This is a genomic window from Pedococcus cremeus, assembly GCF_900111375.1.
GTDB lineage: Bacteria > Actinomycetota > Actinomycetes > Actinomycetales > Dermatophilaceae > Pedococcus_A > Pedococcus_A cremeus.
Map to the genome: position 1 here is coordinate 265,286 of NZ_FOHB01000008.1, position 6,410 is coordinate 271,695.

General features: G+C 71.8%; 9 protein-coding genes. 6 read left to right on the plus strand and 3 right to left on the minus strand.

All coding sequences use genetic code 11. The features are described from left to right. Positions 1-70: 70 nt before the first annotated feature. Entirely contained in the window at positions 71-643 is a 573-nt protein-coding gene (locus tag BMW78_RS16420; RefSeq protein ID WP_245735914.1) for a M23 family metallopeptidase, read from the plus strand. A gap of 74 nt (positions 644-717) precedes the next feature. After that, complete coding sequence (locus BMW78_RS16425) at positions 718-1,479, plus strand: hypothetical protein (protein ID WP_091761915.1); 762 nt, start codon at positions 718-720, stop codon at positions 1,477-1,479. A 23-nt stretch (positions 1,480-1,502) separates the two neighbouring features. Here BMW78_RS16425 and BMW78_RS16430 read toward each other — a convergent pair whose 3' ends face one another. Continuing rightward, on the minus strand, positions 1,503-2,705 hold the full coding sequence (locus BMW78_RS16430; RefSeq protein ID WP_091761917.1) for a globin domain-containing protein: 1,203 nt from the start codon (positions 2,703-2,705) through the stop codon (positions 1,503-1,505). Between the two features lie 283 nt (positions 2,706-2,988). Between BMW78_RS16430 and BMW78_RS16435 the strand changes: the two genes are divergently transcribed. From BMW78_RS16435 to BMW78_RS16445, 3 genes are all read left to right on the plus strand, one after another. Next, on the plus strand, positions 2,989-3,369 hold the full coding sequence (locus tag BMW78_RS16435) for a hypothetical protein (protein ID WP_143056308.1): 381 nt from the start codon (positions 2,989-2,991) through the stop codon (positions 3,367-3,369). Positions 3,370-3,500: 131 nt separating this feature from the next. Then, positions 3,501-3,695, plus strand: coding sequence for a hypothetical protein (locus tag BMW78_RS16440; RefSeq protein ID WP_091761921.1), 195 nt, complete (start codon positions 3,501-3,503; stop codon positions 3,693-3,695). Positions 3,696-3,732: 37 nt separating this feature from the next. Next, positions 3,733-3,927 carry a hypothetical protein gene (locus BMW78_RS16445; RefSeq protein ID WP_091761923.1) on the plus strand — a complete coding sequence of 65 codons (195 nt, stop codon included), beginning with the start codon at positions 3,733-3,735 and terminating at the stop codon, positions 3,925-3,927. Between the two features lie 23 nt (positions 3,928-3,950). Here the strand turns inward: BMW78_RS16445 and BMW78_RS16450 are convergent, their stop codons facing one another. Then, positions 3,951-4,829, minus strand: coding sequence for a LysR family transcriptional regulator (locus BMW78_RS16450; protein WP_091761993.1), 879 nt, complete (start codon positions 4,827-4,829; stop codon positions 3,951-3,953). Between the two features lie 82 nt (positions 4,830-4,911). On the opposite strand from BMW78_RS16450, the gene BMW78_RS16455 reads away from it, so the two are divergent. Beyond that, the gene (locus BMW78_RS16455) at positions 4,912-6,150 is read left to right on the plus strand and encodes an MFS transporter (protein WP_245735915.1); all 1,239 of its coding nucleotides are present in this window, start codon (positions 4,912-4,914) and stop codon (positions 6,148-6,150) included. Between the two features lie 70 nt (positions 6,151-6,220). On the opposite strand, the gene BMW78_RS20900 is transcribed toward BMW78_RS16455, so the two are convergent. Further along, positions 6,221-6,410, minus strand: a 190-nt coding sequence (locus BMW78_RS20900) for a hypothetical protein (RefSeq protein WP_177180445.1), incomplete at its 5' end; no start/stop codon positions are given.

Genomic DNA, 6,410 nt, shown 5'->3' on the forward strand with positions numbered 1-6,410 from the left:
CCACGGCTTGTGGTTGGCACGTCGGAGCCCTGCCCGTCGGGTCCCGAGCCACGGGACACACGCGTTCGGGGTGACCTACGCGATCGACTTCGTCGCGGTCGACCGCGACGGACTCCCGGCTCCGCGGACGTGGCGGACCGCCTTCTCGGTCGAGCCCCCCGAGGGCTTCCGGAGCTTCGGCGCACCGATCCTCGCGCCAGTCTCGGGGACGGTGGTGGAGACCCATGACGGCGAGCCCGACCATGAGGCGCGCAGATCTCAGCTCGCCCTCGTGCCCTACATGCTCGGCCAGGCGAAGCGGGCCCGCGCTGGTGCCGCAGCGATCGCCGGCAACCACGTCGTGATCGCGCAGCATGGCCGCGGACCGTTCGTGCTGCTCGCGCACCTGCGCCGGGGAACGGTCCGTGTGGCACCGGGCGACACGGTCGTGGTCGGCGAACGGCTCGGCGAGTGCGGCAACTCCGGGAACAGCACCCAGCCGCACGTGCACGTCCAGGTCACCGATTCCACGGACTGGCCGCGGGCACGGGGCCTCCCGATGGTGTTCCGGCGCCCGCGGTCCGGGCCTCCCCGAGCATCCGATGAGCAGACCTGGATGCCGGACGAGTCGGAGATCGTCGACGCCGGCGCGGCCGCTGGCTAGCATGCCGCTGTCGCGACCTCGGCAGAGACGCTGTGCGGGCTGAAACGTCGACCAGACCCGACGAGGTGACCCGCATGCATCCGACCCTGACCCGACTCGACGACCTGGCCCGAGCCCTTGCTGACGACGACGCCGTTCTGGCCGTGCTCGGCCTCGGCTCGGCCGGCGTGGAGCACAACCGCTTCGACGACCACTCCGACATCGACTTCTGGCTGGTGGTCTCCGACCGCTCGGCCAAGCAGCGCTACCTCGACGACCTGCGCTGGCTCTCCGGTCTCGGTGGAAGCATCGCCTACAGCTTCGTCAACGACCCCAACGGTCGCAAGGCGCTCCTCGCCGACGGGCTGTTCCTCGAGTACGCCGTCTTCACCCCGCAGGAGCTCGGCCGCTTGGCCTTCACCGGCGCCCGCGTGGTGTGGCAACGCCGCGGCATACCGCTCGGGCTCGAAGAGCATCCGGCACCGTCGGGGTCCACGGCGATCGACACGGTCGACTTCCACGTGAACGAGGCCCTGACGAACCTGTTCGTCGGACTGCACCGCGAGCTGCGCGGCGAGCGCCTGACGGCCTTCCGGTTCATCCAGGTCTACGCGGTCGACCGCGTGCTGGCCCTGCTGCGCCTGGACACCAACCGGCGGTGGGTGCAGCCGGACCCCTTCGAGGCCACCCGTCGCGTCGAGGCCTCATTCGGCGACGTGCCCATCGATGCCCTGGTGGCGGGCTACGACCACAACCGCGCGGCCGCCCAGGCGACCCTCGGCTGGCTCACGCAGCACTACGACACCGACCCGGCCATCGTCGACGCGGTTCGCGCCCTGCTGGCGACCACCGGCTGACGAGGCCGGGCCGGGCGGGTGGCTCAGCCGGCCGCAGCCAGCAGGTCGGGTCCGAAGACCTCGTAGCGGATCTGGCTCGCGGGCACGCCACGACGCACGAGTCCAGCACGAACCTTGCGCATGAAGGGCAGGGGGCCGCACATGAACACGTCGGCGTCGGTGGTGAGGGGCACCTCGTCGAGGTCCATGAACCCGCTGCGCGCTCCACGCAGGCGGCCGATGGCGTCGACGTCCTCGTACCAGGTGTGCACGACCGCGTCGCCGAGGGACTGCAGCGAGGTGCTGGTGGACTCGAAGAGCGGGTGGCTGGCTGCCGAGCGGTCGGCGTGCACCACCGTCACCGGACGGGAGGTGCCGCGCGCGGCGAGGTCGTCGAGGATCGCCGCCACGGGGGTGATGCCGACACCGGCGCTGATGAGGAGCAGAGGCGCAGCGCGCTCCTCCAGGACCATGTCGCCTGCGGGCGGACCCACCTCGAGCAGGTCCCCGACCGCGACCCGGTCGTGGAGGTGGGACGACACCGCGCCATCGGGAGCTCCGCCGACGCCGCGCACCCGCCGCACGGTGATCTGGAGGGTGTTGGGGCGGTAGCCGGTCGAGACGGTGTACTGACGGGGCTGGCGGGTCCCGTCGGGAAGAGTGACGGCCACGGAGACGTACTGCCCCGGCTGGTGGGACGGCACCGGGCGCTCGTCGGTCGGCGCGAGGAGGAGGGTGACCGTGTCGAGCGCCTCGTCGACGCGGTCGACGACCTCGTAGTCGCGCCAGGCCAGCAGCGGGTCGACGCCCGCCTGCTTGTAGAGCCTTGCCTCCTCGGCGATGAGCTCGGTGGCGAACAGCCAGTAGACCTCCTCCCACGCCGCAGCCACCTCGGGCGTGACCGCCTCGCCCACCACCTCGGCGACGGCGCCCATCAGGTGGTGACCCACGATCGGGTACTGGCCGCGATGGATCCCCAGCGACACGTGCTTGTGGGCGATCCGCTCCATCACCGGCCGGAAGTCACGGCCCTGCGGATCGATCAGGTGCGTTGCGTAGGCGACGACCGCCGAGGCCAGGGCCCGGCGCTGGTCGCCGTTCGCCTGGTTGCCCATGTTGAACAGGCTGAGGAGCTCGGGGTGCGCCTCGAACATGGAGGGGTAGAAACGGGACGTGATCTGCACGGCGTGCTCGGCCACGACGGGGGCGGTGGCGCGGACGATGGTTTCTGACTGTGGGGACAGCATGCGACGGCTCTTTCCACATCGACTGGGTGACGGGCGTCCGCAAATTAGCACGGGTATATCCGTGAAAAATAATTGGGTATGCCGCGCGACCGACCCAGCGTTCACGGATCGTCGCCGGGCTCCCCCACCCGATCTCGGTGCTCCCCACGGCAGGGCGTCGCCCTCCCTGTCGCGCCGGCCGGCGGTGGGCGGCACCATGGCCACCGCATCCGTCGGCAATCTGACGGCTTGCAGGCGTTGAGGGTCGCGAACCTCGGGGGGCAGGGTGCGTACGGTGACGAGAGTGGTGCTGTCCCTGGTGGCGCTGGGCGGCGTCGTCGCAGGCTTCAGCGGTCGGCCGGAAGGCTGGGCGGCTGTCGCACTGGCATTGCTGGCGCTGGGTGGGCACGCCTATGCAGAGCACGTCCGGCGGACGGGGACCGGCGGCGGAAGTGGGCTCCGGGTGTACTCGTTCGGGTTCGCGGCTGCGCTGGTGGTCGCCGCAGTGGCGCTGTGGGTGCTGGCCGTCAGTGGTGGACCCGATCATCGTGGCGCGTACACCGGTCTGGCCATCCTGTGGACGCTGTTGGCCAGCGGTGCTGTTCTCCTGCTGTGGGGCGTGGAGCGTCGGCTCTCTGCGTCGCGCCAGGGCAGCGAGGAGGAGAACCCGGCCCACAACGGATGACCGAGGACCTCCCGGCAGATGGTGCCCCGAACGTCCGGGAAGTCATGTCTGCGGTTGTCTGCCAGAGGTGCTCCCCGTCTGCGAAACTGGGGACGGCGGCACTGCGTCGTCGGGGGGACGGAGGTGCACAGATGAGTGGCTACACCGTCATGGGGGTGCTGATGGTGGCGGGCCTCCTCCTGGCCATCGTGGGCAGCCTGGTCGGGTTGCTGGTCGTGCTCCTCATGGGGCGGCGCGGCCGCAACGGCAACTGGGACGCGCACCCGCCCCGCGACCACCTGAGGCTTCGTGCCGGCGGTGGGCTGGGGCGCGGCTCGTCCCACTGAACAACCCGTCAGTCAGGCATCGTCAGAGGGAGTGTTGATGGATCCGGTCTTCGCCACCGAGGTGGCTGTCGTGGGGGTGGCCGCAGTAGGCGTGTTGGCGCTGGTCGTGCGATCGGTCTTGCGACGGCGGCGCCATGGCCGTGAGGACGAGGACTGGTCCGAGGACGTCGAGCCCGGCAAGGTGAAGATGCGCCCCGGGGCCGGGTGGGGCAACGGCGGGTCCTGGCACTGAGACCCGTCAGGGACTGAACCCGGTCAGGACGGCAGGTCCGGCGTGGCCCGGACGAAGTCGACGAAGCGGGCCGCTGCCGGGGCGAGCGGCCGGTCGCTGCGCCACGTCAGGCCGATGGTGCGCCGTGCCGCGGCCGAGGTGAGCGGGATGCCGATGCTGCCGGTCTGCCCGGCGAACTGCTCCGGCACCAGCGCCACGCCCAGCCCTGCCGCGACCAGGCCCTCGATGGTGGCCAGGTCGGCGCTCTCGAACGAGATGGTCGGGGAGACCCCGGCGTCGGTGAGCAGGCCCTCGACCAGGGAGCGGTAGCCGAACCCGACCGGGGTGGTGATGAGCTCCTCGTCGGCCAGCTCCCTCAGCGCGATCCGCTTGCGGCTTCGCAGCCGGTGAGTCGGCGGTACGGCGAGGACGAGACGCTCCTGCTGCAGCGGCACCCAGCCGTGGTCGGAGTCGCCGAGCGGCGAGGTGATGGCCAGCTCGGCTGCGCCGGACACCAGGTCGCGCCGGATCTCGTGCGCGGGCTCCTGCCGGAGCACGACCCGCACTGCCGGCGCGTGCTCGTGGAAGGCGCGCAGCAGTCGCGGCACCAGTGACGTGGCCATGGAGTCCAGGAAGGCGAGCCGGACGACACCGGTGTCCGGGTCGAGCCGTCCGGCCAGCTCGGCGCGCATCCGCTCCCACCGCTCGGTCACGTCCCGGGCCGCCTCGACGACCAGCTCGCCGTTCGGGTTCAGCTCGACTCCGGTCGGCACCCGTTCGAACAGCCGGGTGCCCAGCTCGTCCTCCACGCGCGCCAGCGCGCGGGACAGCGTCGGTTGGCTGATGCCGAGCGCGGCCGCGGTGTCCGTCACATGCAGTTGCGCAGCCAGGGCGAGAACCCACTCGAGGTCCCTGATCAACACACCCAGCAGCATACGCATTGCGTATGAAGAAAACGCATTGGCGTCATTGGACGTATGGCAACGTCCAGCGGACAGTGGCTCTGTGACCGCCAGCCCTGCAACCACGTCCGTCGACGACACCGCACTGGGGTACCGCGCCGGCACCGCCGACTTCCGTCGTGTCGTGGCCTCGTTGTTCGCCGCCGGGGTCGCCACGTTCGCGCTGCTCTACAGCACTCAGGCGCTGCTCCCGGAGCTGGCGGACCAGTTCGGTGTCTCGTCCGCGACGAGCACCTTGTCGCTCTCGGTCACCACGGTCGGGCTCGGGATCGCGCTGCTGGTGGCCGGCCCGCTGTCCGAGCGGGTCGGTCGCACCCGCCTGATCCACCTGTCGCTGGGCGCCGCCACCGTGGTGGCCGCCGCGTGCGCCCTCGCGCCCACGTGGCACGTCCTGTTGCTCCTGCGGCTGTTGCAGGGCGTGGTCCTGGCCGGGCTCCCGGCCGTCGCCACGGCATACCTGCGGGAGGAGCTGCACCCGTCGACGCACGCGCGCGCCGCCGGTCTCTACGTCGGCGGCACCGCGCTGGGCGGCATGACCGGACGGCTCGCCACCGGCGCCGTGGGGGAGGTGGCCGGCTGGCGGTGGGCCCTCGGGGCTGCCGCGCTGCTCGGCCTCCTGTGCGCCCTCGTCGTGCGGGTCGCGCTTCCCGAGTCCCGCCACTTCCAACCGACGGCGGTCGGCCCGCGAGCCCTGGTGCCCATGGCCCGTCGCGCGCTCGGTGACCCCGCACTGCTCGCGCTGTACGCCATCGGCGCCTGTGCCATGGGCGCTTTCATCGCGGTGTTCAACGGCCTGGGGTTTCGGCTGGCCGCTGCTCCGTTCCACCTCGGCCTGGGTGCCGCGAGCCTGGTGTTCCTCGTCTACCCCCTGGGCTCCATCGGTTCGACGGTGGGCGGCCGGGTCGCCGACCGCATCGGCCGGCGTGCGGTCGCGCCGCTCGGCTGCCTCCTCGCGGTCGCCGGGGTGGCGCTGACCCTTCCCTCGTCGCTGCCCTGGATGGTGGCCGGAATCGGGCTGCTGACGGCGGGCTTCTTCGTCGTCCATGGGGTCGCGAGCGGCTGGGTGCCGGCCCGCGCGCACGCGGGCGGTGTCGCCACCGCGCAGGCCGCCTCCTTCTACCTCTTCGCCTACTACGTCGGCTCGTCGGTGTTCGGCAGCGTTGCGGGACAGGCGTGGTCGTGGTCGGGCTGGGATGGGGTCGTGGCCCTGTCGGCGGCGCTGCTCGGGGTCGCCGGCGGCCTCACCCTGCTGCTGCGCCGGACTCCCGCGCTGGTGGGGTGACCAGCGTGCCCGCGGGGCCCGCACCTCCTGGTGCGGGCCCCGCCGAGGTATGCCGTCCGGGAGACGGGCGTCAGATGGTGGACGTGTCAGACGTGGTGGACGCGGTGGAGTCGCTCGAGGACCCCGTCGACGGGGCCTGCTGCTGCGTGCCCTGGTCGCCGCCGTGCATGCCGCCCGGGCCGCCGGTGCGGACCTCGATGGTCTTGAGGTCCTTGCTGACCTCGACCCGCACCGGGCTGCCGCTCTTGGTGCCGAAGACG

Bases quoted from the DNA above. Each gene is read 5' to 3' on its own strand.
- BMW78_RS16425 (WP_091761915.1), top strand. From the start codon at position 718: ATGCATCCGACCCTGACCCGACTCGACGACCTGGCCCGAGCCCTTGCT.
- BMW78_RS16430 (WP_091761917.1), bottom strand. From the start codon at position 2,705: ATGCTGTCCCCACAGTCAGAAACCATCGTCCGCGCCACCGCCCCCGTC.
- BMW78_RS16440 (WP_091761921.1), top strand. From the start codon at position 3,501: ATGAGTGGCTACACCGTCATGGGGGTGCTGATGGTGGCGGGCCTCCTC.
- BMW78_RS16445 (WP_091761923.1), top strand. From the start codon at position 3,733: ATGGATCCGGTCTTCGCCACCGAGGTGGCTGTCGTGGGGGTGGCCGCA.